We start from the raw sequence: 22,984 nt of genomic DNA, 5'->3' as shown, positions 1-22,984 counted from the left end.
AGCCGTCTCCGCTCACGCTGGGCATTCGCCGGGCCTGGGTGCACACACGCGCCACCGAGCCGCAACCGAGCGGATGCCAGCGTCAGATCTTGCTCCGCCCGTGATAAATGCACGATTGGGGGTCGTCACCCTTAGCGGCGACAGTTGACCCCCTTAGCTAGGGGGCGGGCCGATGTCCGGTTCCGGTGCCCCGGCCCGAACGCCCTTGGCAAACCCTAGGTTCAATCTCTGGAATTCGAACTACTGGCTAGCCACGGCCAGGCCTTGCTAGGCTCGCAGCCATGGATGAGGTTGAAGTTGCAGTCATCGGCGCGGGCGTCGTGGGCCTGGCCATTGCGCGCGAACTGGCGCTGCGCGGGCGCGAGGTCGTCGTCATCGAGGCGGCCGGCGCCATCGGCACCGGCATCTCGTCGCGCAACAGCGAGGTCATCCATGCCGGCCTCTATTACCCAGCCGGCAGCCTGAAGGCGCGGCTGTGCGTGCGCGGCAAGGCGCTGCTTTATGACTACTGCGCGGCGCGCGGCATTGCGCACCGGCGCTGCGGCAAGCTCGTCGTCGCGACGCGTGCCGAGGACGTGCCGAGGCTGCAGCAGCTCGCGGCCAGTGGCGCGGCCAACGGTGTCGACGATCTGCGCCTGCTGGGCCAGGCCGACACGCTGGCGCTGGAGCCGGCGCTAAACGCGGCTGGCGCGCTGCTGTCGCCGTCCAGCGGCATCCTCGACAGCCACGGCCTGATGACGGCCCTGCTGGCCGACGCGGAAAGCCACGGCGCGACGCTGGCGCTGGCCAGCCCGGTGAGGGACGGCGAGCGCGAGGCGAACGGCTGGCGGCTGCGCGTCGGTGAGGATTTCGAGCTGGGTGCGCGCTGCGTCGTCAACGCAGCCGGGCTGTTCGCCACGCAGGTTGCGCAGCGCCTGGGCACACCGGCACCGCAGCTGCGCTTTGCGCGCGGCCACTATTTCTCCCTGGCCGGGCGCGCACCGTTCACGCGGTTGATCTACCCGCTGCCGGTGGACGGCGGCCTGGGCGTGCACCTGACGCTGGACCTGGGCGGCCAGGCGCGCTTCGGGCCGGACGTGCAGTGGCTGCCCACCACTGACCCCGCCACGCTGGACTACGCCGTCGACCCAGGCCTGGCGCCCGCCTTCGAGGCCGAGGTGCGGGGCTACTGGCCGGGCCTGCAGGCCGGCACGCTGCAGCCGGCCTACAGCGGCATCCGGCCCAAGCTGAGCGGGCCGGGCGAGGCGGCGGCTGACTTCTGCATCGACGGCGCCACGCCCGGTCTCGTCAACCTGTTCGGCATCGAGTCACCCGGGTTGACGGCCTCGCTGGCGCTGGCCGAGCAGGTCGCCGACCTGCTCTGAGCGCGCTCAGGCGGTGGTGCTGATCTGCGTATCCGACGCAGGCTGCAGCCAGTTCTTGCTGATCTGGTCGTAGAGCTTCTGCGCCAGCGCGGCGATCTCCGAGTTGAGGCCCTGGGCGCCATCTTCGGAGCCGGACTTGGCGAGTTCCTTCAGCTCGCCGGCCAGCCGCTCGATCTGCGACACGGTGCCGTCCTGGTTGACGTCCAGCGGGTCGTAGTCGGTCGACGTGGAACTCGTCTCGGTGCTGCTGCCCGACGAGGCAGCCGGTGGCGGCATGCCGCCTGCGGGGCGTTGCGGCCGGCCGGCCTCGAATTCGGTGCGCGACAGCTGGCCGTCGCCATCGGCGTCGAGCTTGGCGAAGGCGTCGCTGTCGCCGTCGTCATTGGCTGCGCCGCGCGACTGTGCGAAGTCCAGCGTCGATGCCGGCGGCGGCATCAGGTCGCGCATGCCCTGGCTGAGCTCGTCGCTGGACAGGCTGCCGTCGCCGTCGCCGTCCATCTTCTTCAACAGCTCGGCGCTGTCGGCGGACTGGCCCGTGTGCTCAAGCATCGAGGCCAGCTCGGTGGCGTCGACGCCGCCGCTGCCGTCGCTGTCCACCTTGGCGAACATGCGGGCGTCATGCTCGGCCTTGCGGCTCTGGCCGCCCTCGGCAATTTGCCAGGACCGGTTGGCACCGCCCAGGCCGCTGATCGTGCTCATGGTTATTCCTTCAAAAGAGGTTGTGTTTGCCCCCGCGAACCGGCTGGCCGCGGGGTGAACTCATTCTTCTGAGGGCGAGTAAGCCGTCTTTAGCCGCTGTGTATCGAGGTGGACACAAAGCGGGTTTCGATGCCTCGAACTGGCCGCGGTCTGCGGCGCTTTTCCAGCGATCAGATGGCCAATGCGGCATCCGCGCCGGCCATGGTCCGCGGCCACAAGGCCAGGCCGCCTCCCAGGCTCCAGGCCTGCTCGTGGCCCAGCCGGCGCAGCGCCCGCGCGGCCTGGGCACTGCGGTTGCCGCTGCGACAGTAGAAGACAACGTGCGTGTCGGCCGGCAAGGCCAGCCACCGCGTCAGCGCATCGGGCAGGCCAGACAGCGCCACGGCCTCGCGCTTCACGGCGGTGCCGAGTTCGGGTGCCTGGCCAAGGCGCTGTTCGTAGGGCTCGCGCACGTCGACGAGAAGCAGGCCCGGGTGCTGGCCCAGCAGCTCGTGCAGCGCGGCCAGGCTGAGTTCGCTGGACACCTGCGCGCAGCCACTGTCGACACGCGCGCCGCAGGCAACGGTCTGGTATTCGGTCAGTGCCAGGCCGCTCTCCAGCTGTGCCTTGGCGGCAGCGAAGGCAGCGGCGTCGATGCGGCCGCCCAGCACCTCGGCCAGCAGTGGCTGCGCGGTGCATTCCACGGCCAGCGTGCTGGCGAAGCGGTCGTCGTAGTCGTGGCCGGGCAGCAGCAGCGTTTGCGGGCCCACAGCCTGCTCAAGGCGAGCGAGCGAGGCACCGTAGGCCAGCGGCGCGCTTTGCTCGAAGTCGCTGCGCCCCAGGGCGCCGGGCATGACGGTGTCGCCCACGAAGGCCAGGCGCAGGCTGCCTGCACCGTGCAGCAGGTAGGCGGTGGAGTCTTCGGTGTGGCCGGGGATGGCCAGGCGGGTCAACCGCGAGGCGCCGAGCTCGATGGCCTCGGTGCCGCGCGGCCAGCCCAGGCCGTCAACATCGCCGCGTGGCTGCTTCACGGCGGCCAGCAGTTCGGGTGCGGACGAGGCGTGGTCGCCGTGGCTGTGCGTGTCCAGCACGGCAGCCAGCTCGTAGTTCTGGCAGCGCAGCCACTGGGCCAGGCGCTCGGTCAGCTCGGGCAGGGGGTCGATGACGACGGCGCGGCGGCTGGCGGCATCGGCCAACAGGTAGCAACAGGCGCCGTCGACGACGAAGCGCGTCAGCCCGTCGGCCGGCAGGGCCTGGCCGGGGGCGCTTGGGTCCAGGCAGCTGTCGCGCAGCGATTCACCGCAGATGCGGATGCGCGCGCAGGCCTCGTCGATGAAGGCGCGGTCGGCCACCGGGCCAAAGGACAGCCGCACGGCGGAGGCCGTCTGCCAGGCCGGCAGGCCCATGGCTTCGAGCACGTAGCTGGGCTGGGCCTTGGCCGCACTGCAGGCCGAGCCGCCGCTGACGCGCAGCTCTGCGGCATCGAACAGGTCGAGCAGTAGCTTGGAACTGATGCCGGGCACGGCGAAGTTCAGCGTCGTTGGCAGGCAGAGTTCGGGCGGCGCGTTGAAGACGAGGCCGGGAAAGGCCTGCTGCAGCGCGCTGGCCAGGCGGTCGCGGTAGGCCACCAGCGTCGCGTGATCGCGGAAGGCCACGCCCTCCTCCAGCGCTTGCAGCACGGCGCCCAGGGCCGCGATGCCCGACATGTTCTCGGTGCCCGAGCGCAGCGCGCCCTCCTGGCCGCCACCGGCCAGCAGCGGCGTGAACGGCGCGCCCTCGCGGACATAAAGCAGGCCGATGCCCTTGGGCGCGTAGAGCTTGTGGCCGGAGAACGGCGCGTAGTCGATGCGTCGCTCGGCCAGGCGCAGCGGCAGCTTGCCCAGCGCCTGCACGCCGTCGACCATCCAGCGCGCGGAGCTGCCGGCCAGCGCGGCTTCAATGCCGTCGAGGTCGCTGATGATGCCGGTCTCGTTGTTCGCCGCCATGGTGCAGACGAGGCCCGCACGCGGCGCGTGTTCACGCAGCCAGGCCAGGTCGTGACGGCCATCGCGGCCGACGGGAATGGCGCGCACCTCCAGGTTCAGGCCCAGCAGGGCGTTCCAGTGCTTGATGGCCTCGGGCACGGCCTTGTGCTCGGTCGCGCCGTAGAGCAGCAGTTCGGGGCGCACCGGGGCATCGCGCAGCGCGCTGAGGGCCGACAGCACGGCCGTCTGGATGCCTTCGGTCGCACCACTCAGGAACAGCAGCTTGCCCGTACCGGCGCCGAGCACGCGGCGCGCCCGGGCACGCACGCCGTCCATCAGCGCCCTCGCCTTCAGGCCGGTGCTGTGGATGCTGCTGGGGTTGCCGAAGTCATCGGCCATCGCCGCCATTGCGGCCTCGCGGGCCTGGGGCAGGACGGGGGTCGTCGCATTGGCGTCGAGATAGATTTCCATGGGAAGGGCCTGGGCGAGAGTGGGTGGCGCTGACCCCATTGTTGCCGGCGGCGCGCGGAACTGGGTTGCACAAGTAGGGCCGCATTGCAGCCTTCGTAGCATCTTGTGCCACGTATCATCATCCAGATGAAATTGGATTCCGTCGATGTTCGTATTCTGGAAATCCTGCAGCAGGATGCCACCCTCCAGGTCGCCGAAGTGGCGGAGCGCATCGGGCTGTCGACGACGCCCTGCTGGCGGCGCATCCAGCGGCTCAAGGAGTCCGGCGTCATCACGCGCCAGGTGGTGCTGCTGGATCCGCTGAAGGTGAACGTTGGCGTGACGGTGTTTGTCTCGGTGCGCACGAGCACGCACAGCCAGGAATGGTTCGATGCATTCAAGGCGACCGTGCAGGCCATTCCCGAGGTCGTCGAGTTCTATCGCATGAGCGGCGATGTGGACTACCTGTTGCGCGTGGTGGTGCCCGACATCGCCGCCTACGACCGGGTCTACAAGCGCCTCATCGCCGGTACCCAACTGCACGATGTCAGCTCCAGCTTTGCGATGGAAGAACTCAAGCTGACGACGGCGCTACCGCTGAGCTACGTCACCTGAGGAGCGTCCGCTCGTCACCAGAAACCGCAGCTCATGCGGTTCCGGCGTCGATCCGTCGCCGAGGGCTCGCGAAGGCGGCGGCGCGCGACGACATTGACGTCACTGACGCAGCACACGCCGACCGGAGCCCGCCATGAACGCCGTCGCACAGACCTTCGCCATCGCCTTCGCCTCCGTGGCCGCGGCTGCCACCATCGGCATCGGCCTGGCCAACAGCACCACCGAGACTGAAGCGCAAGTCGTGAAGCTGGAGCGGGTGGTGGTGATCGGCCAGCGGGCGCAGGTGGCGGTGGTGGCCAAGCTGCCGCGCGTGGTGATCGAAAAGCGCCGGGGCGAGCCAGCTGATCTGACGGTGGCACAAGTCCAAACCGTCAGGGCGCTCTGAAACGGCTATCCCGACTGAAGACGACCCAGATACCTGTTCAGCCAAAGCACCATCCTCCTTTAGGGGGAGACGGCGGGGGATACACCCCCACGCATCCCCCATCGTCCCCACCAAAGGGCGATTCCAGCCGCGCCGCCGGACTCCGAGACTGGCTCCATCGACACAGGAGCCGACATGCAATCGCAAGCCACCTCGCCCGCCCTCGATGGCGCCCACTGGGCCAGCGCAACCGTCCTTGGCATCACCATCCGCCAGTTGCACGAGTGGGAGGCACAGGCCTCGCGGCATCTCGTCATCGTGCCGAAGGCCGACGAGGAGGCCTGGGAAGACACCGAGATGGACGTCCGACGGACGGCGCTGTGAAGGGCACGCCGGTGGGTGTCGAGGCGCTTCTGGAACGGATGCCGCGCTGGTTCGTCGAGCACGCTCGCAAGACCGCGGACAGGGCCCGTCGCCGCCGTGAGGCTCAGGCCAAGCGCTTTGAGCTTGAATTCCTTGGCACCGTTGAAGTCAAAGACAACAACTTGCACGCGTGGCAGGACACCCAGGCGGACTTCGCCGCTTTGCCCGGCGAACAAAAAGGCGCAGAACGCCACAGTCCCTGAGTGCGCCTGGTTCTTCAGCTGGCACGCCGCCTCGCAACGCAGCCGATGGCGGCCAGGCCGGCCAGCAGCAGCGCGCAAGACGCGGGCTCGGGCACGGCGACTGCATGGTTCAGCCCCTGGACCGTGGCACTGAGCTGCAGGTGGCCGGTCATGTCGGCGCCGGTCAGGTTGACAAAGGAGACCGCCAGCGTGCGGCTGTCGCTGGCACTGACGACGGGATCGAAGTCGAAGGCATAGACCATGGAGAACATGCTGTCGCTCGCACTCTGGCTGCCGCCGCCACCGCCCGCGGGGCCGGTGACTTTGAGGTCGATGTTGGCCTGGGCATAGGAGCCAAAGCTGTTGGCATTGGTCGATGACGCGGCGACGCTGAAGGAAGCATTGCCGGAGATAACGACCACGGTGTTGGCTGACAGCACGAAGGCGCCAGTCGACGCGGCGCTGGGCGCAGACGCCGTGGCATAGAAACTGGAGGTGTCGAAGGCGCCTGCGCCGAAGTCGGCGGCCGAGCCACTGATCGAGACCAGTGCGCCACCACCTTCAGGCGCGGCGGCGCCACTGACCGACGCGCTGGCCGATGCAAGGCTGACAAGGGCCGCGGTCGTGACGCCAGCCCAGGCCTGGTTGCCGTAGAGAGTGTTGTCGATGGTGGTGGAAGGAGCGCTTTGCCCGGCCCCGGCACGCACCATGCTGTCGAAGTTGCCGTCGCTGACAAAGGTGATGGCGGGTGCGATGCCGTCCAGCGGGTTCAGGTCGAAGAGCTGGATGCTGATCGGACCGATGCTGGCTGAGGCGGCGCTGGAAGCGAACGCGGAGCCACAAGTGGAGAGGATGGCGGATGCGGCAAGCAGGGCAATGCGTTTCATGGCGGTGCTCTCGGGCGGACGACGACGTGTCAATCTCGCACCGCCGAGTGGGCTTGACCAGCCCCACGAATCAGAGTGCGCCGCGAGGCACTGCATCCCTAGAAGCGACAAGCACGCCATGGCCCGGCCGAAACTGTCCTGGGTCTCGTACGCGCCGCCGGCGCGCGCGAATGACCGCTTCAGCCTCCGCGACCTGGAAGCGTTCCACGCCACCCGGCACAGGACCACTTCGCAAGGCCCCGCAGATTACGGCGACCCCCATGACCGCGTGGAGCCCGTGCCAGGGCAGAGCGTGCATGGTGCTGTCTCCCTGGCTTGCTGGGTTTGAGGGCGTCTGTTTCATAGCGCCGCCAGTGTCTGAATCCAGGCGCTCGACGGGTATCGCCCTCAAGGGGGAGGCCAACGGGCCACATCCCCCAAAGGGGGGAGACCCCTCCTTCAGCTCCCACCTAAGGGCGATGGTCTGAACTCCCCGCGGTCGAGACACTGACGGTCATCGAAAGCAACCCCCGGAGCCCGTCATGCAAGCCGTCGCCACCGTTGCCGCCCACCGCGCCATCCAGTTCCCCGGCCTCTTCGCCCGCTCCTCCGACAAGATCCAGCCCATCCAGCGCAACGTGCAGCGCACCTACGCCAACGAGGTCCGCGACAGCATCCTGCGCTGCACCCGCCAGATGAGCGGTACGCAGTCCCACAACCGGCGAGTCCAGTTTCTATCTGGCGTCGATGCGCGCGAGATCAGCATGGATGACTGGGTCAAGGCCAATGAGGCCTTCCGGCCTGTCTGGCTCGGCTGAATCGCTGTTGGTACTACGACTGCCCGTCATCGCAAGGAGCAAGCCCATGACCGCCACCGACCGCACCATTGCCCTGATCAGCCGCCTGCCGCACTGGTTCATCGAGCAGCACCAAGCCGTCGACGCTCAGGCGCGCCGCCGTCAGGAGGAGTGGGAAGAGACCCGCCGCCGCCGCAACGCGGCCTCCAAGCGCGCCGAGCTGGAATTCATCTGTGCCGTCCACATCAGAGATAGCGGCCGGGACAAGTGAGGGGACACCGTGGCGGAGTTCAGCGCTCGCTGACGGCCTCGGCGTGGCGGCAGCTCCACGCTACGGCCGAGAGCTTGCTCTTGGGGCGGGTGTACCGGTATTTCCTGAAGGTCAGGCGCACTGGGCCGAGCCAGCCGGCCTCTACCTCGACGCGGATCTCGTCGTCAGGCACCAAGGCCGCGTCAGGCAGCGAGCTTTGGGCCTTGCCGACGTACTGGCTAGGCACGCGGGCCAGGATGCCGTTGTCGATGGGTATGGACGGCGCAGGGGTGATGTGGTCAGGGGCGTTCATGCAGCCATCCTGCGGGCGCGGTAGCTCGCAGGGTGAGCTTGGCGCTACGCTACCCTGCAGCCGGTGTCGGCAGGCTGGAAATGCTCCATGCCCCAATCCGCGTGAGCGGCTTGATTACGCGGACGCAGCGCCCCGCCCGGCACCTGATGTGGCACGGCGGGCAGAGGGTCGACCCAGCCAAGCACTGGCTTTTTGGGCCGCTCGGGGAACAGATCGGGGCACTGGTGAGCTGCCGAGCGCGCAGTTGCAACGCTAGCGCGGCCTTGCTGGCAGTGTTCAATGCCCCGTTCGACCCGCGTTCCCCTAAACGTGCGCCTTGTTCCCCTGCACTTCAATGGTGTGCTGTGGTGGGTACAGGCGTAAAAAAGCCCCAAGTGCTTGATGCGCTTGAGGCTTTTGGTGTTTCATGGTGTCCCATGAAGTGTTTTTATGGGCTGATGGAGATTGAACAGTTCAATGCAGGCCGCGCCAATGCTCACTTCGCGGCGTGCGGTCGCCGATCGTTCCCCGATCTGTTCCCCTGTGAGTGCTATCCCCCTCCGAGCTTGGTGTACCACTCACCCAAGGCCGTCCAAGGATTGTCGGCCGGCCGTTGATGCTCCCCAAGCTTGAACTTGAGTTGTCGGATCGTGTTCTCTTTGTCGCCAATGCACAGCGTCATCAACAGGCACGCGGCACACCACCAAATGCGTTCTCGGAACTGCGCGGCGAAGGCCTCCGGCGACTCCGCTCTGAACTGGGGCACGTCTTGAGCGTCGGCGTGAAACGTTTTCCGTGCGAAGTCGACTCGCTGCTCGAGTGTCATCTGGCCAGCGTAGCTTTCGAGAGTTCCGGCCAACCCGGTTAGCGAGTGCACGAACCGATTGCGGATCGTCGCCAGCGCTCCGAAGGCCTCGACACACTGCACATCGATGAGGCCCGCCGCAACGGCCAGAGCGAGCTTTCCTGAGCGTCCCTGAAGACCGAGCTGACCGACGAACTCGGCGAGATCATGCCCAGGCGACACCTCAGCAGTCACGGCATTCAGCGCCGCTTCGAGGACCACATTGATCTTCACCACGAATGACCAATCGTCCTTCTCGTCCATCAGCGCCGCAACAAATCCGGGAGTGAGCCCGACCTTTGTTTCAATGTCGGCGAGTTCTGCAGCCGCTTCCTGCATCGCTTTGCTTGTCATCGTGCCTCCCGAGACAGCAACTGTAGTCAGCGCGGCTGACATGAAAAAACCCGGCGCGCGGCCGGGCAAACACAGGACGACTGATCCGATCAACGCTACTTCCGCGATGAATACATGCGCTCTTGCTGCTGGTGCAGTTGCTGGGCGTAGACGTCCGCTGCCGCTCGACTGGAGAACTTGCCCAAGTGCTGACCGGAGCTGCGGTATTGTTCGATGGCGTCCTGATTCGACAGCACACGTCCGTCCTCGCTGACGGTCGGAATCAGCACCTCCTGGCCGTCGATGTTCACGCCGATGCTGCGGACCGTGCTGATCGATCCGTCGCTGTTCTTGACGACTGGGCGCTTGCTGAGATCGATGTTGCCCGGCTCCAGCATGCCGTCGCGACGCGGGTTCAGCTCTTGCTGCCGGCGACGCATCCACTCTTCATTGCCTTCGCGCGTGTTGTCCTCTGCCTTAGCCGTCTTGGCGCGCGTCATGAGGTCAGCCCACATCTTCGTGACCGGCTTGCCATCGGGACCATGCACCGCAAGCACGTCGCCGTCGGCGCCGCGCAGGCGCAGCTCCAGGCCGGTCTCTTCTCTGTTCGTGATCCACATCGACCGGTAGCGCAGCGCGTCGTCGGCGAGTATCTTGGGCGCGTCTTCAACGAAGACTTTGGCCCGTCCGGTTTTCACCAGATCCTCGATCACCGCCTCTGTCCCCCGCCGAACCTCGCCAGCGCCGATGCCGTTCGGAACGCGATAGGTTTGGTCGAATTGGTATTTCCATCCCACCATAGTCGTGAAAGCCTGTTCGGCGGCTGCCTTGGGCTTCTTGCCGCGCGACACGTAGACGGCCGCAAGCTTTTCGGCCTCATCGAGGAGCATTGCCAGCGTGTGATTGCCGCCCGGCCCCTGGGCGACGAAGCTGGGCTGAGCGGCTGCAAATGCCTTTAGCGTCTCCTCCTTGATGAGCGGCATATCACCAGGTTTCACGAGCGCCGCCAGTTCTGCAGGCTTCATCGCCGACACCTGGGCTAGCAGCGCTCGGCTGGCGTCGTTGCGCATGTTCGGGATGACAAGGGCGGCGGCTGGCATGCGGTCGTCAGCTGCGAGTTGGCTGAAGACCTGCGGCCAGTACTTGCCGTAGAACTGCTCCAACCCCTGCACCAGCTCGGCTGATTTGGCGCCGCCCGTCTGCATGTCGTTGAACTGATCCACGTAGGCGTTTGCCTGCTGGTTCGTCAGCAGCTTCGGGCCGCGGGGCTTGTTGCCAGCACGTTCGTCGCGAATCGTGTCAATGCCGAGGCGCAGCTGCTCTGCACTCGTGGTCAGTGCATACCGCTGCACCGCCATGTCGATGGCTGCCTGACGAGAGGTCGGCGTGTCGAACTTCGTGCTCGGAGCTGAGACCTCGGTGGTCAACTCGCTGAGCTGCCGCTGCGCCTCGCGCACCAGCGGCGAGTTCTCTAGTGCGTAGGCCGCGGGGTCATCAATGATGCGCTTCTCCGTGATCTGCTTTGCCTGCTGCAACAGGTTGCGCTTCTGGAGGTTCCCGGCGAAGCCGGCACCGGCTTGCGGCGCGGCCTGCTCGACCAGTACCTGACGCTCGGCGGCGCTCGCGGTTCGCATCTGTTGCAGCCCGCCATCTAGCTCGAGGAAGTTGCCCACTTCCTGCTGCCAGATCGCGAGGCCGTCCTTGCCGTGGAGGGCCACGTACTGCTCCTTCGTGGGCACGACATCCTTCGGCGGCGAGACGGCATTGAGCACCATGGCCTGCAGGTCTTTGGTCTGGCTCTCGATGCGATAGCGGTCCTCGGTGCTGCGGCGCTGCACCTCGGTCTGCGCTTGGTGCAGCGCGCGCTGCAGCTTGTCGGCGGGCAGAGACGACAGCACCGGGTCCTTCTGGATGGTGTCGTCACCCAGGTTGCCCAGTTGCTGCACCACGGAGCCAGGATCGCGCTGGATGCGCGTTGCGAGAGCGACGCTGGCGATGGACTCGCGCGCCTTGCGCTTCGCGTCCTCGCGCTCCGCGGCCGGCAGAGGCAGCAGTTCGATGGATGCCAGGCGGCCGGCCATGACGTCGACGGCATCGCCGGGGTTGGTGAAGACCGCCTGACCGTCGGCCTGCACGCCCTCGTCGACGTCAGCGCGCAGCTTCAGCTGCTTAGCGTTGCGCTCAGCTGTCGTTGCGTGTAGCGCAACCTCGGTCAGGAGGCGCGCTCCGTGGCTTTCGCGGAAGACGCGCTGCGCCCTGGGCGACATGCGCTCGTACTCAGCGCTGAGCTGCTTCTCGAACCGGCCCGTGATGCGGCCCGCCATGCCATCGGCGGCGCCATCGTCGACAGCCCCATCAGCCGCAGCTACACGCAGCCGGCTCATGGCGTTCGTGATCGCTAGGTTGTCTTCGGCGGCGCGCTCGCGGTCGACATGCTGTTGAAGGGCGTCACCGATGCCAGCAAGGGCACCTCCGACGGAGCCAGCGCCTGTGCCTGCCCCGGGCCTCACCTCGGTCGGCTGGATGAGGCGCGTGGCTTGGAACTGCGGAATGGGAAGTCTAGGCATGATGGAAATCCTTGAACGGCAGATCGGGGAACAAATCGGGGAACCGCACCACACCCACTGTTAGCAGGCGCAGCGACGGTGCGGGCTACGACCCAGCGTTCGAGGTCCGAGCCCGACTTTGAGCACGTGCCAGCAGCATCTTTGCCACCGGTGCCGAGTTGGCGAAGCCCATCACCAGCGCGTACTCGGCGTACGTCATGCCGTCGCGCGCGCTGTCCGGCAGCGCATCGAACAGCCGCCTGCCCTCGGCGTTGGCCAGGCGCAAGTTCACATCGAAGGCTGTTCCCCACTCGCGGCGCAGCGCGGGCTCGGCGGACGCGTAATCGGACGCGACGGACAGGGGCGTAAGGTCGTGGCGCATGGCCCCGACGGCGACGGTGTAGAGCGACGACGCCAGGTTGTTGTCGACGCCGGATGCGTGCAGCGCGACGCGCAGCTCAACCTCGCCGGCGAAGTCGACCTGCAGGCCCTGCTGCTGGGCAAGGTGGCTCGGGAGCTGATAGTCGCTGGGAGACGGCGGCGCGGCGAAGAACGCAGCTTCGGCCTCGATGTCGGCCTGCTCGGCGTCGGTTTCGCCGGGGTCAGCCACTGCGGGCGCGGCCGGCGCCGCGGCGTTGGGCGCCTGCTGCAACTGCGGCCCGGCGCTCATGTTGCGCTCTCTGCGAGAGCGGCCTGGAACACGCCGGGCTTCTGGCCCGCGGCGTCCAGCACGTCCATATCCGTCCAAATGGCCTGCTCGATGGTCCGCATCACGCGGTGAAGGTCGCCGGTGTTGGTGATCTGAGCCGGGTTGATGATGACGGCGACACCGGCCTCACCGATGAATCGGCTGTCGGGCCCGAGCTGCTGGGATGCCTGCATCTCGTCGATGCGCTGGGCGATGTTGCCCAGGTACAAAACGGTCTGAGCCATTGCGGCCTCCTACTCTGCTTGCTGCGGATGGGCCGCAACGTCCCTGACGCGGAAGAACTCCGCGACCGATTCGACAGGCCGAGACCGGCTGACGGCGCCGACATCAATCTGGCGATCCACCTGCTGAGAGAAGCGCCGCCAGATTCGCCGCCAGATCTGATCCGGCTTGGAGCCGTTCGCGTCCAGAAAGGGCGCCTTGGCGTCGATGGCCGAGAGGCGAGCCTTCTGGAACAGCCGCTCCACCTCCTGCCAGCGTTCGGCCAGTTCACCATTCACCAGCTCGTCGAACTCGATGGCACGCGCGATCAGGGCCTGCATGTCGCGGTCATGGGCCTCGCGCCGCGCAGCCAGAGCAGCCTCCTCAGTGCGCTGCCGCTCGCCGCGCTCCAGCTGCTCGCCGGCTTCGATGGCGGTGGCCAATGCCACGATGTCCTCGTCGAGCTTGTCCAGCGCTTTACGCGCCTTGGTGGCGGCGGCGTCGTCATCGGAAGCGATGGCGGCCAAGTACTCGCCCTCAAGGTCCGGGCGGCGCCCGCGGAGTTCCTTGATCTGGCGCTGGCGGCGTGCCGAGCCGTCCAGAAGGCGGTTCAAGAGGGATGGGAGCTGCATGGTCAGTCCTTTCGGAGGCGGAGGCCCGCCAGGTTGGCGACGTAGACCCTTGGGGCGATGGCGCCGGCCTCGTCGATGCGCTCACGCGCTTCTGAGACGCTGATACCCGGCCGAAGCAGGATGCCAACAACAGCGGGTGGGGTGAGGCCAGCGCGGGCCTCAAGGCGTCGCACGCGGGTACGCAGTGAGTTCAGGGTCATGGGGTTTCCTTCAGAAGATCGCCGGCGAGGACGACGTCGGCGAGGTACCTGCGTCCCACCACGCGATTGAGCTGCTGGTGTCGCCACGCGGCGTGGGCTTCGACATCGAACGGCGACGGCTCGACGAGGTCGGGTTCCTCAAGAGAGGCCAGCGCGGCCAAATGCCGGAGACCACGATGCCGGACGGCAGAGCGCAGGCGTGCTTCGAGGTCGTCGCCCACCGGCTCAGGCTGGTCGAGTGCCGCAACAGCCCTGGCGACGCTTTGGCAGCGCTCAGCGGCCTGCTGCTGGGGCGTCAGCGCGTGCCAGCGCTCCCGAGCGCGTCGCAGCAGCTCTGCAAGCGATGGGCAATCGCCTTTGGAGCGCACCTCCTCCAGCCTGCGGACACGGTTTCTCAGTGAAGCATTCAACGTCATTGCTTTCCCCTTTCCTTTGCTTCCAGCGCCTCGATGCGCGCGATGGTGTCGGTGCCCTCGATGAGCCGCCCCAGGATCGCCAGCAGGTTCCCGAGCTTGGACGCGTCGGCGATGTCACGCCGGCCCGCCTTCGCGTCCTTGTAGATCCTGGCGATCTCCTGCTTGACGTGACGCATGGTCTTCAGTGGCGGCTCTCTACCCCGGGAGGGGGTTGCCGGACTTTTCTCAGTGCTCATCGGGGTTCTCGCCGTTTCTGGGTTGCGGATTCCGCTGGAAATCCGCCCTCCGCGATGCCATTTCCATTCGAAAACAGCTCTTGAAGTGCCGAGTCACGCCCGCAGCGGTAGGCCTGCAGCTCGTCGGCCGTCAGGTCGTTCGGGACGTGCGGTGCCCAGTCGATGACGGCGTGCATGACCCCCGCGGCGAGCGGTGGCACGGTCAGCGTGGCCGTGTATCGGCCGACGGCCCACGTCTTGGTCAAGGCGGGAGCGGAAGCGCTCACAGGCCGCCCTCTGGGAAAGTGGGAAAGTAGGAAACCTGAGAAACCTGGGAAAGCTCAGAAACCGGGAAACCCAATGCCGGCGCGGCTTTCCGAGGTTTCGTAGGTTTTCGAGGTTCAGTAGGTTTCCCGGTTTCCCGGTTTCCCACACACCACACGGCGGTCACGCTTCGCCCCCGGTCTTGCGGGTGATGTACCGCGTGTTGTTCTGCAGCATCCGGTGCTCGATCCACAGCGCAGTTGTCGACGCGCCGCTGGTGCCGCAGTACTCGTCGATGACGCGCTCGACCTCGCGGCGCGATCTGCCCAGGCCTCGGGCGCCGTCGTGGACCTCGTCGACCAGCTTGGTGCGGGTCTTGCCGTTCGGGCGCAGCGCAACCAGCACGAGGTCGATCACTGCCTGGTCTGCCTTGCGGCGCTGCGTTGCCTCGTTCACGGCCGCCACGTCGATGACTTCGTCGACCTGTTCGAGCACCATCGACACGGTGTCGAGCCGGAAGGTCAGCGGCTTGATCTTGGCCCGCACCTTGTCCGGCGCCATCGTCAGCGTCACGCGGCCGGCGGGGTCCTTGTCGCTCGACTGGATGTAGATCAGCTCATCGACGTCGTTGCGCACGTCCCCGACGCCCTCGAACACCAGCTTCCCGGTCACGTCCTTGTGCTTGTTGCAGTGCCCGAGCAGCAGCACCGTCGCGCCGCGCTGGCTGAGCGTCCGCATGGTCTTGAAGAACGCACGCGAGCCGCGCTTGCTCATCAGGTCCGAGTACTTCTTCAACGTGTCGAAGATCAGCACGAAGTTCGACAGGTCGGCCCCGTCCTGCGCGAGGCCCTGCAGCACGTCCACCTGTTCCTCGGGATCCGTGCCTGAGAGCGTCGAGTTCAGCAGCGAGTACCCGTTATTGCGGGCGTGTTGGAACAGATCCGGCAGGTCGCCAGCGCTCGCGTCCTCCTGGAAGTACATGACGCGGTAGCCGTCGTCGGCCAGGTCCGCCGCGGCCTGCTTGGCGATGGTCGTCTTGCCGCCATTGGCCGGTGCAACCCAGGCCGCGACGTGGGCCGAGGCGATCATGTCGCGCCAGATGAGGCGCGTCGCTTCGAGTTCTTTCACATGGTCCTCCGTGACGATCCAGGCCGACATGGCGGCAAGCGGGTCTCGGGCGCCGACGATGCGCTGCACGCCGCGCTGGGCAACCGCTGCAGCGCCGCCGCGGGCTTCGATGGCCTCATCCAGGGAGCCGTGGTCGTCCAGCCTCATGCGCGGGCCTCGTCTCTCAACAGCGTGATGCGCGCGGCGCTCTGCAGCAGCCGGGCTCGGGTGGATTCATTGAGCGGCCGGCCTGCGGCCATGTCGCTGGCGCAGACGACGGCCAATGTCATCTCGGTGTCGAGCAGGTCCAGAGCCTGGCCAGCGCTGATCAGGCGACGCCGCGAAGGCCTGCCGCCGGTGTGGTGGTGCGCCTTCGGTGGAAACAGGTCGGTCAGCTCCAGCCCGAGGGCGTGCGCGACCTGCTCGACCTCGCAGCCTGCCCAGCAGCGAAGAAGGCAGGCGCCGTTGTCGCCCTCACCCACGCTGAGCTTGCTGCCGTTGTTGCCGCCGCAGGCCGGGCAGCAGGCGCGCCAGCGGTCGCGGCCGTGCTGGCGCAGCTTGAAGGGCTCGAGCCGGCTCAGCACAAGGTCAATCGGGCTGCTCATGCCGGCGCTCCAAGGTCGTAGGACTCCACCCAGTCCACGAGGCCTTGCAGTTCGCGGCTGCGGTCATCGGGCAGGCGGTGGATGCTGGCCATGACGTCGGCCCCGGGCCGCAGGCCCATCAAGCCGCGGGCAATGTCGAGCCGGTGCTCGGCGCGCGACATGCCGCCCGGCCGCTGCGGTGCCTGTGCGGTGCGGCTGCTCACCGCTTGCCCTCGACGCGATCCAGCCAGGCCTCGACGTCTGCCAGATCCTGGAAGCTGGCCGTCAGCGCCCACTTGGTGCAGATGTAGACGGGCCGGCCGGCATCGTCCGTAATGCAGTGCAGCTCGACGCCGGCCATCGCGGCCCGGGCTTTGGCATTGGCGGCACGCTTCGTGTCAGTGCCGCACATCGCCGGCCTCCAGCATCTCCAACCACGCGCTGACCTGCTCTTCAGAGATGAAGGTCGTCGTGGTGCCGTTCAGCCTGGCCACCCAGTCAGGCCGCCAGTCACTGGGCGGCAGCAGCAAGGCGCCACGCCGGGCGGCACGCTCCTGCAGTGCAGCCTCGACAGGGTCCGTGCAAGGCACCAGCACGATGCCTGGCCCGCTCACTGGGCGCCGCCGGCAAGGCGCTGCAGGTACGCACGGGCGTCCTCGCTCTTGACCCTGGTGCAGCGCGGGCCAACCTTGGTCAGGACCAGCAGGCCACGCTCCTTCGACGCGTCCAGATACAGCGTGGAGACGCCGCGACCCGCGATCCTGGCCACGGTTTCGAGCTTCAGCAGCGCACCGTCGATGCGGATCAAGTCAGCAGGTTGCGGGGCGCGGGGGCGCTTCGCATCGCGTGCCTGGGAGGAGATTTCTTGGGACTGGGTGGGTGTGTTCATCAGCCGACTCCGGTTAGACCTACTTGGAGGAACCGGGCCGACTGTGGGCGCTCTAAGAGCGAACGTTTTTCCGAATCTGGATCAAAGCCTGAAATCCATCAGGCCCCTTTTCCTGGCTATGTCGTATCGAGTCTTCGCCTGGCCGCGGGTGATGCCCAGTAGCCGTGCAATCTCGTCGAACAAACGGGGCATCTTCACCAGGTGAGCTTTGCGGGTGCCCGTGTATTGGCGTTTCAGCAGTTCGGCCGCCGAAACCGTCTGCTGCACATCGAACGCCGATGTGACCCTCTTGGGCTTCCCCTCGCCAAGGTCCCTCATCTTGGCCTGCAGGCACTTCCTGAATTCGTCGTCATGGATCGCCAGCTCGACGGCCTGCTCGAACACACGTGCCTTGAAGCGCTCCCGCGCATCGACGTCGACGGTCAGTTGGATCTGAGGATCAGCCGGCTGGCCGAGCAGCGCTGCTGCAGCGCCGATCGGCTTCGGAGCGCGGTCGCTCATGCCGCCCCGCTCCGCAATACGAACTCCAGCGCCGTCCGGTCGCTCTTCTGCAGGTTGCAGCGCTCGCAGGCGGCGACGAGGTTCAGCGCTTCGTCTGTGCCGCCCAGCGCGCGCGGCAGTTGGTGCTCGACGTGCCAGGCGCCGTCGAGTTGCAGCGGCGTGCCGCAGTAGCAGCAGCACCCGCCCGAGCGCACAAACACCTCACGCCGACGCCGCGACACCGGCCGGGACGGCGGTTCAGCGGCCACGACGGACAGTTCGGCGTCCGACCACAGCCGCGGCTGCACCCAGCGCGGCTCGTCGTTCGCGGCGTCTGTGGCGCACAGCACCCGCCTGGCTCCGGCCAGGGCCTCAGTCTTCGTCTCGGCGATGGCCAGTACGCGGCCGGCGCGCGGCTGGATCACGAGGAACCGAACCGAGTGCAGGCCGGCGCAAATCGTCGGCTGCGTGGCCAGCTCGAACTCGCCCTGGCCGAACACACCGCCCATGATCGGGCGGCGGAGCATCGGCGCGTTCATGGCGGGCTCAATTGGTTTATGGGCAAGTCGAGATACATCCGGAGGCTGCTCTCCGCCTGCCAAAGCTGAAGGGGACTGGCACGCTGCAGCGCGGCGAGCACCTCTGGGGTAAGAGGCCAGCCGGCTACTGGGCGCCGAGCTGACGGCTCTGGTGATGCGGCGCCTGTCTGCTGGACGGGGGCCGGATTGAAATCGCGGCCGCCGACGAGGCGCAGTGCTTGGTTAGCCATAGGACACCCCCTCCGCCGGAATCACACCGATCAGCACAGCCACCAGCCAGCAGCGCTCTTCGCTCGACAGGATCGGCTCGTAGTCGGGGTTCAAGGGACAGCCTGCCCATTGACCGTTCGGCAGGGGCTCGTACTGGCGGATCTCGTGACCAAAGATCGTGCCCATGAGCACGCAGGAGCCCGGTTCGGGCTTGGTCACCGTACAGAACACGGCCTCGTCGCCGAGCGACAGCATCGGCTCCATGGCTGCATCCTTGACGGGCAGTCGGAACTGCGCCGGCAGGGCGCCGGGTGGGATCGGCTTGTGGCCACCCATCAGGAAGCCACCATTGGGCGATGGCCCGCGGGGCGGGCGGGTCGGGATGCGCGGAAGGGGTAGAACGGGCCGCGCGAACGCGATGTTCATCCCGCCAGTGCTGAGAGAATTTGCAGTAGCCAAAGTTCACCTCGTTATCAGGTGGGTTGTGGTCAGGGCCTGCTCGGTGTGTCACCACCTTGCTGGCCCGCTTTGCCGCCATCCGGGCGGCGCGGTCAAGCAGCCTTGAAGGGCACGATCTCCGCCCCCTGTGCCAAGCGCTGCAAGTAGTCGGCCCACAGATTCATCATCTGTCGGCGCTGTTCCATGAATTCCGCGCGGTCGTAGGCCATGCCCAACGGCCCGGACTTGCCGTGCGCCAGTTGAGCCTCGATGACGTCGGGGTGCACATTCAGGCGCTCGACCATCAGCGTGCGCGCCATTGCGCGGAAGCCGTGCGGGGTCATCGTGTCGTTGTCGAAACCCATGCGGCGCAGCGCCGTGCGCAGGGTGTTCTCGCTCATCGGGCGCTCGCCCGTGAGCAGGCTCGGGAAGACGAACCGACCATGACCGGTCAGCGGCTGCAGATCCTTCAGCAGCTCGACGGCACGCGGCGCCAGCGGCACGAAGTGCGGCCGACCGTTGACCTTGCCGGCCTTGACCCGCTTCATGGACTCGGCCGGAATGGTCAGCATGGCCGCATCCAGGTCGACCCAGGCCCATTCCATCGCCCGAACGTTGCCAGGCCGCTGGAACACCAGCGCAGACAGCTCCAGTGCGGTGCGCGTGCTGGGCTGGCCCTCATAGGCCAGGATGGCGCGCATGAGGTCGCCGGCCGCCTTCGGCTCCAGCACGGCCGCCATGTGCTTGGTGGCAATGGGCCTGAGCGCGCTGCTCAGCGTGGCCGCCGGGTTGTGGTCGCAGGCGCCAAGGGTGTTGCCGTGCTTGAAGACCTGGCCGCAGCTCTCGCGCAGCGAGTGCGCCAGCTCCTTGACCCCCCTGCCCTCCACGCGGCGCAGCGTGCTCAGCAGCAGCGGCGCCTTCACGTCGGCGATGGGCTGCTTCCCGATCCAGGGGAACACGTCCTTTTCGAGGCGGGCGAGCCAGCGCTCGGCGTAGTGCGGACTCCAGCCGGGCGACTTCAACTCGTGGAAGTCGCGGGCGACAGCCTCGAACGTGTTGATGCTGGCGGCCTTGCGTTGCAGCTTGGCAACGACGCGCTCTTGGGCCGGGTCGTTGCCGGCCTGCTGGAGTAGCCGGGCCTCATCGCGCTTGAGCCTGGCCTGCTTGGGCGCCGTCTCCGGGTAGGAACCGAGCGCCAGGCGCTTCTCCTTGCCGCCGAAGTAATACTTCCAGAACCAGCGCTTGGAGCCGTTGGGTGCGACCTCCAAATACAGGCCCTGGCCATCGGCCAGGCGAACGCGCTTCAGCTCAGGTGCGCACGCGGCGTTCTTGCACTCGAGATCGGTGAGCGGCATCGGGGAACAAACCTCGCTGCAGAGCCCGAAACGCCCCGCGTTCCCCGAAATGTGCCCCTTGTTCCCCTGCGCTGCAACTAGCCAACGCTAGACGATCCTGAATGAAAAAAGCCCCAAGCTGTTGATTTGCTTGGGGCTTTTTGGTCATTGCTAGAGGCAATGAGATGTTTTTATGGGGTGGCTGATGGGACTCGAACCCACGACGACAGGAATCACAATCCTGGACTCTACCAACTGAGCTACAGCCACCGCAGAGCCAAAAAGTATAACCGAAAAATCAGGGTGCGCTGGCAGCCGAGGCCGGTGCGGCCACCTTGATGACGGCCTTGTACTGGGATTTCAGTGCCGCCAGGTAGGCCTGGCTTTCGGCACGCGCCCAGGCGCTGGCGTATTGCTGGGCGGCGCGCTTGTCGTCGATGACGGTGGCGTCGCGCGGCTGCAGCTGGTTGATGCGCACGACGACATAGCCGCCGTCGTCGGCCGTAACGCCCACGGCTGCCGGCAGCTTGGCTGCGTCGGCGCCGAGCACGGCTTCGATCTGGGCGCGCGTCAGGCCTTGCGGCTTGGCGCGCGACACGGTCGCGGCCGCTTCCAGGCCGGCGGTGTCGGCGGGGTTGGCCTTCAGCGCAGCCAGGCGGGCTTCGCCGGCCTTCTTGGCCTGCTCGGAAGCAAGCTTCTTGACGAGTTGCTCGCGGACCTTGTCCTTCACGTCGGCCAGCGGCGGCACGCGGGCCGGGTTGTGCTGGGTGACGCGAGCCGACACGAGCTGGCTGGCGCCGGTCTCGACGGCTTCGGTATTGCGCTTGTTGCGCAGCGCGTCGGCGCCGAAGATGGCATCCAGCAGCTTGACCGAGGCCAGCGGGCCCTGGGCGCCGGCCTGGGGCTGGCGCTGCACGGTGGCGGTCTGGAGTTGCAGCTTGAGCTTGTCGGCCGCGGGTTGCAGGCTATCGGATTGCTCGTAGACGAGGTTGCCGAACTGCTCGGCGGCTTCCGAGTAGCGGCGCTGGGCCAGCTGCTTGCGCACTTCGTTCTCGACCTCGGCACGCACCGCCTCGAACGGCTTCTTGTCGCCGCCGCGGGTGCCGGTCAGCTGGATGATGTGATAGCCGAAGTCGGTCTCGACGAGGTTGCTGATCTCGCCCTGCTTCATCGCGTAGACGGCGGCGTCGAACTCCTTGACCATGGCACCACGGCTGAAGAAGTCGAGGTCACCGCCATTGGCACCGGAGCCTTCGTCCTGGGAGTTCTTCTTGGCCAGCGCCGCGAACTCGGCCGGGTTCTTGCGCACCTGCGCCAGGATTTCTTCCGCCTTGGCCTTGGCCTTGGCACGCTCTTCGGCGGGCGCGCTGCGCTCGACCTTGATGAGGATGTGGCTGGCGCGACGCTCCTCGGGCACGCCGTAGCGGGCGGCGTTTTCCTTGTAGTAGGTCTGCAGGTCGTCTTCGCTGAACTTGACGTCCTTCTTCAAGGCGTCCAGGTCGAGCAGGACGTACTGGATCTGGGCGGACTCGGGCAGCTGGAACTTGGCAGCGTTGGCAGGTTCCTTGTAGAAGGCCTCGATGTCGGCATCGCCAGGGTTGAGCTTGGCGGCAAAGTCCTTGAGGTCGAAACGCTGCAACTGCACCTCGCGCTGCTGCAGCAGCGAGTCAAACGCCAGCTTGGGCGCGGCGGCGCCGACGGCGACCGAGCTTTCGATGGGCGTGGTGACCTGGCGGATGGCGTAGTCCTGCCGCAGGCGCTCCATGAAGATGGAAGGCGTCATGCCCTGGGCAGCGAGCAGGGCCTTGTTGACCGTGCCATCGGGATTGCGCAGGAAGGCGAACTGCGGGTCGTTCCAGAAGCGGGCGTTGACGGACTCGGCGCTGGGCGTGAAGTGCTGATGCTCCGCCGCAGCCTTCAGCGTGCGCTCGCTGACTAGGCCTTCGAGGGCCTGGCGCTTGACCTCGGGCGTGTCCAGCAGCTTGGCATCAACGCCGGGGCTCTGGCGGCGGATGCGCTCGGCCTGCTCACGCTGGGCAGCGTCCCATTCAGCCTGGCTGATCTTGCGGCCATCGACGCTGGCCACGCCGGCGTTGGCACCATCCATCATGCTGGTGTAGCCCTGCATGCCGACGAAGGCAAAGGACGGCAGGATCAGCAACAGCAGGATGAACTGGAACAGGCGGTTGTGCTGGCGAACGAATTCAAACATCTCAGAAGGCCTTGAGGATCAAACGCGACGAAGGCGAACCGAGGTTCGCCTTCGAGGGAGCCGCATTCTAAATGCGAGGCGGCTGACGCCGCCCGGAGGGTGGGTGGTGGGCGCTGACGGGCTCGAACCGCCGACAATCTCCGTGTAAGGGAGGTGATTCTCTAAGTACATCAAATACTTAGAAGTCCAACCAACCAGAAGAGAAAAGCGGCGGGCTGCCAGACACAGTATTTTCACTTAGTTTATAAATCGTCTTACTGTCTAAATAGACAGTACCCGGGATATGGCTGGCGTCGATGGCTCACCCCCTGATCCACTATGCCAGCACGATCAATGCATGGCTCGATTCAGCGCACACCACTACCGCACGCAGGCGATCCAGCGTCGCCGCGACCCTGAGCAAGATGCGAAGAACGCCGCCGCGTCTGAAGAGATGCGGCGGCGGGTGAATGCGGCGCTGGCCCACCTACCCGTCGAGTTGCTGACAGCGGCGGTTGAGCAGCGGGTCGCCGCCCGCCAGCCGGATAAGATTGGCCATGGGGCCAAAGCAAGGACGTTAGCCGCAGTGAGAGAGCCCGGCCGTTAG

At 66.7% G+C, this 22,984-nt stretch carries 32 protein-coding genes and 1 tRNA gene; 8 read left to right on the top strand and 25 right to left on the bottom strand.

Features of this window, described 5'->3' with window-relative positions:
• The first annotated feature begins 281 nt into the window (after positions 1-281).
• Entirely contained in the window at positions 282-1,364 is a 1,083-nt protein-coding gene (locus AC07V5_RS24005; RefSeq protein ID WP_495118243.1) for an NAD(P)/FAD-dependent oxidoreductase, read from the top strand.
• A gap of 6 nt (positions 1,365-1,370) precedes the next feature.
• On the opposite strand, the gene xopAW is transcribed toward AC07V5_RS24005, so the two are convergent.
• Both xopAW and AC07V5_RS23995 read right to left on the bottom strand, forming a co-directional pair.
• Entirely contained in the window at positions 1,371-2,063 is a 693-nt protein-coding gene (xopAW, locus tag AC07V5_RS24000) for a XopAW family type III secretion system calcium-binding effector (protein ID WP_495118242.1), read from the bottom strand.
• A 170-nt stretch (positions 2,064-2,233) separates the two neighbouring features.
• The gene (locus tag AC07V5_RS23995; RefSeq protein ID WP_495118241.1) at positions 2,234-4,477 is read right to left on the bottom strand and encodes an aminotransferase class V-fold PLP-dependent enzyme; all 2,244 of its coding nucleotides are present in this window, start codon (positions 4,475-4,477) and stop codon (positions 2,234-2,236) included.
• A gap of 132 nt (positions 4,478-4,609) precedes the next feature.
• On the opposite strand from AC07V5_RS23995, the gene AC07V5_RS23990 reads away from it, so the two are divergent.
• The 4 genes from AC07V5_RS23990 to AC07V5_RS23975 all read left to right on the top strand — a co-directional run bounded on the left by AC07V5_RS23990 (position 4,610) and on the right by AC07V5_RS23975 (position 6,061).
• Positions 4,610-5,071 carry an Lrp/AsnC family transcriptional regulator gene (locus AC07V5_RS23990; RefSeq protein ID WP_495118790.1) on the top strand — a complete coding sequence of 154 codons (462 nt, stop codon included), beginning with the start codon at positions 4,610-4,612 and terminating at the stop codon, positions 5,069-5,071.
• A gap of 133 nt (positions 5,072-5,204) precedes the next feature.
• Positions 5,205-5,456: a hypothetical protein gene (locus tag AC07V5_RS23985; RefSeq protein WP_495118240.1), complete on the top strand. Its 252-nt coding sequence runs from the start codon at positions 5,205-5,207 to the stop codon at positions 5,454-5,456.
• A gap of 174 nt (positions 5,457-5,630) precedes the next feature.
• The gene (locus tag AC07V5_RS23980) at positions 5,631-5,819 is read left to right on the top strand and encodes a hypothetical protein (RefSeq protein WP_495118239.1); all 189 of its coding nucleotides are present in this window, start codon (positions 5,631-5,633) and stop codon (positions 5,817-5,819) included.
• Complete coding sequence (locus AC07V5_RS23975) at positions 5,816-6,061, top strand: hypothetical protein (RefSeq protein WP_495118238.1); 246 nt, start codon at positions 5,816-5,818, stop codon at positions 6,059-6,061. Before AC07V5_RS23980 ends, AC07V5_RS23975 begins: the two co-directional genes overlap by 4 nt.
• Before the next feature lie 14 nt (positions 6,062-6,075).
• Here AC07V5_RS23975 and AC07V5_RS23970 read toward each other — a convergent pair whose 3' ends face one another.
• Positions 6,076-6,927, bottom strand: a complete 852-nt coding sequence (locus AC07V5_RS23970) for a PEP-CTERM sorting domain-containing protein (RefSeq protein ID WP_495118237.1) — start codon at positions 6,925-6,927, stop codon at positions 6,076-6,078.
• 521 nt (positions 6,928-7,448) lie between these two features.
• Between AC07V5_RS23970 and AC07V5_RS23965 the strand changes: the two genes are divergently transcribed.
• Positions 7,449-7,724, top strand: coding sequence for a hypothetical protein (locus tag AC07V5_RS23965; RefSeq protein ID WP_495118236.1), 276 nt, complete (start codon positions 7,449-7,451; stop codon positions 7,722-7,724).
• A 46-nt stretch (positions 7,725-7,770) separates the two neighbouring features.
• Positions 7,771-7,974 (top strand): hypothetical protein, encoded by a 204-nt coding sequence (locus AC07V5_RS23960; RefSeq protein WP_495118235.1) that lies wholly within the window; start codon positions 7,771-7,773, stop codon positions 7,972-7,974.
• Between the two features lie 19 nt (positions 7,975-7,993).
• On the opposite strand, the gene AC07V5_RS23955 is transcribed toward AC07V5_RS23960, so the two are convergent.
• The 22 genes from AC07V5_RS23955 to AC07V5_RS23850 all read right to left on the bottom strand — a co-directional run bounded on the left by AC07V5_RS23955 (position 7,994) and on the right by AC07V5_RS23850 (position 22,398).
• Positions 7,994-8,266 carry a hypothetical protein gene (locus tag AC07V5_RS23955; RefSeq protein ID WP_495118234.1) on the bottom strand — a complete coding sequence of 91 codons (273 nt, stop codon included), beginning with the start codon at positions 8,264-8,266 and terminating at the stop codon, positions 7,994-7,996.
• Between the two features lie 529 nt (positions 8,267-8,795).
• Positions 8,796-9,443, bottom strand: coding sequence for a hypothetical protein (locus tag AC07V5_RS23950; protein WP_495118233.1), 648 nt, complete (start codon positions 9,441-9,443; stop codon positions 8,796-8,798).
• A gap of 95 nt (positions 9,444-9,538) precedes the next feature.
• Positions 9,539-11,989 (bottom strand): hypothetical protein, encoded by a 2,451-nt coding sequence (locus AC07V5_RS23945; RefSeq protein ID WP_495118232.1) that lies wholly within the window; start codon positions 11,987-11,989, stop codon positions 9,539-9,541.
• Positions 11,990-12,074: 85 nt separating this feature from the next.
• Positions 12,075-12,638 carry a hypothetical protein gene (locus AC07V5_RS23940; RefSeq protein WP_495118231.1) on the bottom strand — a complete coding sequence of 188 codons (564 nt, stop codon included), beginning with the start codon at positions 12,636-12,638 and terminating at the stop codon, positions 12,075-12,077.
• Entirely contained in the window at positions 12,635-12,901 is a 267-nt protein-coding gene (locus AC07V5_RS23935) for a hypothetical protein (protein ID WP_495118230.1), read from the bottom strand. Before AC07V5_RS23935 ends, AC07V5_RS23940 begins: the two co-directional genes overlap by 4 nt.
• A gap of 9 nt (positions 12,902-12,910) precedes the next feature.
• Positions 12,911-13,510 (bottom strand): hypothetical protein, encoded by a 600-nt coding sequence (locus AC07V5_RS23930; protein WP_495118229.1) that lies wholly within the window; start codon positions 13,508-13,510, stop codon positions 12,911-12,913.
• A gap of 2 nt (positions 13,511-13,512) precedes the next feature.
• Positions 13,513-13,710: a hypothetical protein gene (locus AC07V5_RS23925; protein ID WP_495118228.1), complete on the bottom strand. Its 198-nt coding sequence runs from the start codon at positions 13,708-13,710 to the stop codon at positions 13,513-13,515.
• Complete coding sequence (locus AC07V5_RS23920) at positions 13,707-14,126, bottom strand: hypothetical protein (protein WP_495118227.1); 420 nt, start codon at positions 14,124-14,126, stop codon at positions 13,707-13,709. The genes AC07V5_RS23925 and AC07V5_RS23920 overlap by 4 nt, the downstream gene beginning before the upstream one ends.
• The gene (locus AC07V5_RS23915) at positions 14,123-14,302 is read right to left on the bottom strand and encodes a hypothetical protein (RefSeq protein WP_495118226.1); all 180 of its coding nucleotides are present in this window, start codon (positions 14,300-14,302) and stop codon (positions 14,123-14,125) included. The genes AC07V5_RS23920 and AC07V5_RS23915 overlap by 4 nt, the downstream gene beginning before the upstream one ends.
• A gap of 56 nt (positions 14,303-14,358) precedes the next feature.
• A complete protein-coding gene (locus tag AC07V5_RS23910) occupies positions 14,359-14,607 on the bottom strand; it encodes a hypothetical protein (RefSeq protein ID WP_495118225.1) in 249 nt (82 codons plus the stop codon).
• A 181-nt stretch (positions 14,608-14,788) separates the two neighbouring features.
• Complete coding sequence (locus AC07V5_RS23905; protein WP_495118224.1) at positions 14,789-15,880, bottom strand: AAA family ATPase; 1,092 nt, start codon at positions 15,878-15,880, stop codon at positions 14,789-14,791.
• Complete coding sequence (locus AC07V5_RS23900; protein WP_495118223.1) at positions 15,877-16,317, bottom strand: hypothetical protein; 441 nt, start codon at positions 16,315-16,317, stop codon at positions 15,877-15,879. The genes AC07V5_RS23905 and AC07V5_RS23900 overlap by 4 nt, the downstream gene beginning before the upstream one ends.
• Positions 16,314-16,520 (bottom strand): hypothetical protein, encoded by a 207-nt coding sequence (locus AC07V5_RS23895; RefSeq protein WP_495118222.1) that lies wholly within the window; start codon positions 16,518-16,520, stop codon positions 16,314-16,316. Before AC07V5_RS23895 ends, AC07V5_RS23900 begins: the two co-directional genes overlap by 4 nt.
• On the bottom strand, positions 16,517-16,708 hold the full coding sequence (locus tag AC07V5_RS23890) for a hypothetical protein (protein ID WP_495118221.1): 192 nt from the start codon (positions 16,706-16,708) through the stop codon (positions 16,517-16,519). Before AC07V5_RS23890 ends, AC07V5_RS23895 begins: the two co-directional genes overlap by 4 nt.
• On the bottom strand, positions 16,695-16,910 hold the full coding sequence (locus tag AC07V5_RS23885; RefSeq protein ID WP_495118220.1) for a hypothetical protein: 216 nt from the start codon (positions 16,908-16,910) through the stop codon (positions 16,695-16,697). The genes AC07V5_RS23890 and AC07V5_RS23885 overlap by 14 nt, the downstream gene beginning before the upstream one ends.
• Positions 16,907-17,185, bottom strand: a complete 279-nt coding sequence (locus AC07V5_RS23880; protein ID WP_495118219.1) for a hypothetical protein — start codon at positions 17,183-17,185, stop codon at positions 16,907-16,909. Before AC07V5_RS23880 ends, AC07V5_RS23885 begins: the two co-directional genes overlap by 4 nt.
• A gap of 81 nt (positions 17,186-17,266) precedes the next feature.
• Positions 17,267-17,686, bottom strand: a complete 420-nt coding sequence (locus AC07V5_RS23875; RefSeq protein ID WP_495118218.1) for a hypothetical protein — start codon at positions 17,684-17,686, stop codon at positions 17,267-17,269.
• The gene (locus AC07V5_RS23870; protein ID WP_495118217.1) at positions 17,683-18,204 is read right to left on the bottom strand and encodes an HNH endonuclease; all 522 of its coding nucleotides are present in this window, start codon (positions 18,202-18,204) and stop codon (positions 17,683-17,685) included. Before AC07V5_RS23870 ends, AC07V5_RS23875 begins: the two co-directional genes overlap by 4 nt.
• Positions 18,205-18,426: 222 nt before the next feature.
• Positions 18,427-18,840, bottom strand: a complete 414-nt coding sequence (locus AC07V5_RS23865) for a S24/S26 family peptidase (protein WP_495118216.1) — start codon at positions 18,838-18,840, stop codon at positions 18,427-18,429.
• Between the two features lie 125 nt (positions 18,841-18,965).
• The gene (locus AC07V5_RS23860) at positions 18,966-20,207 is read right to left on the bottom strand and encodes a tyrosine-type recombinase/integrase (RefSeq protein ID WP_495118215.1); all 1,242 of its coding nucleotides are present in this window, start codon (positions 20,205-20,207) and stop codon (positions 18,966-18,968) included.
• Positions 20,208-20,380: 173 nt separating this feature from the next.
• Positions 20,381-20,456, bottom strand: a tRNA-His gene (locus tag AC07V5_RS23855).
• A gap of 28 nt (positions 20,457-20,484) precedes the next feature.
• Positions 20,485-22,398, bottom strand: a complete 1,914-nt coding sequence (locus AC07V5_RS23850) for a SurA N-terminal domain-containing protein (protein WP_495118214.1) — start codon at positions 22,396-22,398, stop codon at positions 20,485-20,487.
• 337 nt (positions 22,399-22,735) lie between these two features.
• On the opposite strand from AC07V5_RS23850, the gene AC07V5_RS23845 reads away from it, so the two are divergent.
• A complete protein-coding gene (locus AC07V5_RS23845) occupies positions 22,736-22,984 on the top strand; it encodes a hypothetical protein (RefSeq protein ID WP_495118213.1) in 249 nt (82 codons plus the stop codon).

The sequence above is a fragment of the Roseateles sp. GW821-FHT02E12 genome (genome assembly GCF_059421665.1).
Note: the sequence above shows the minus strand (reverse complement) of the source record. Positions and strands in the feature narration are given on the sequence as shown.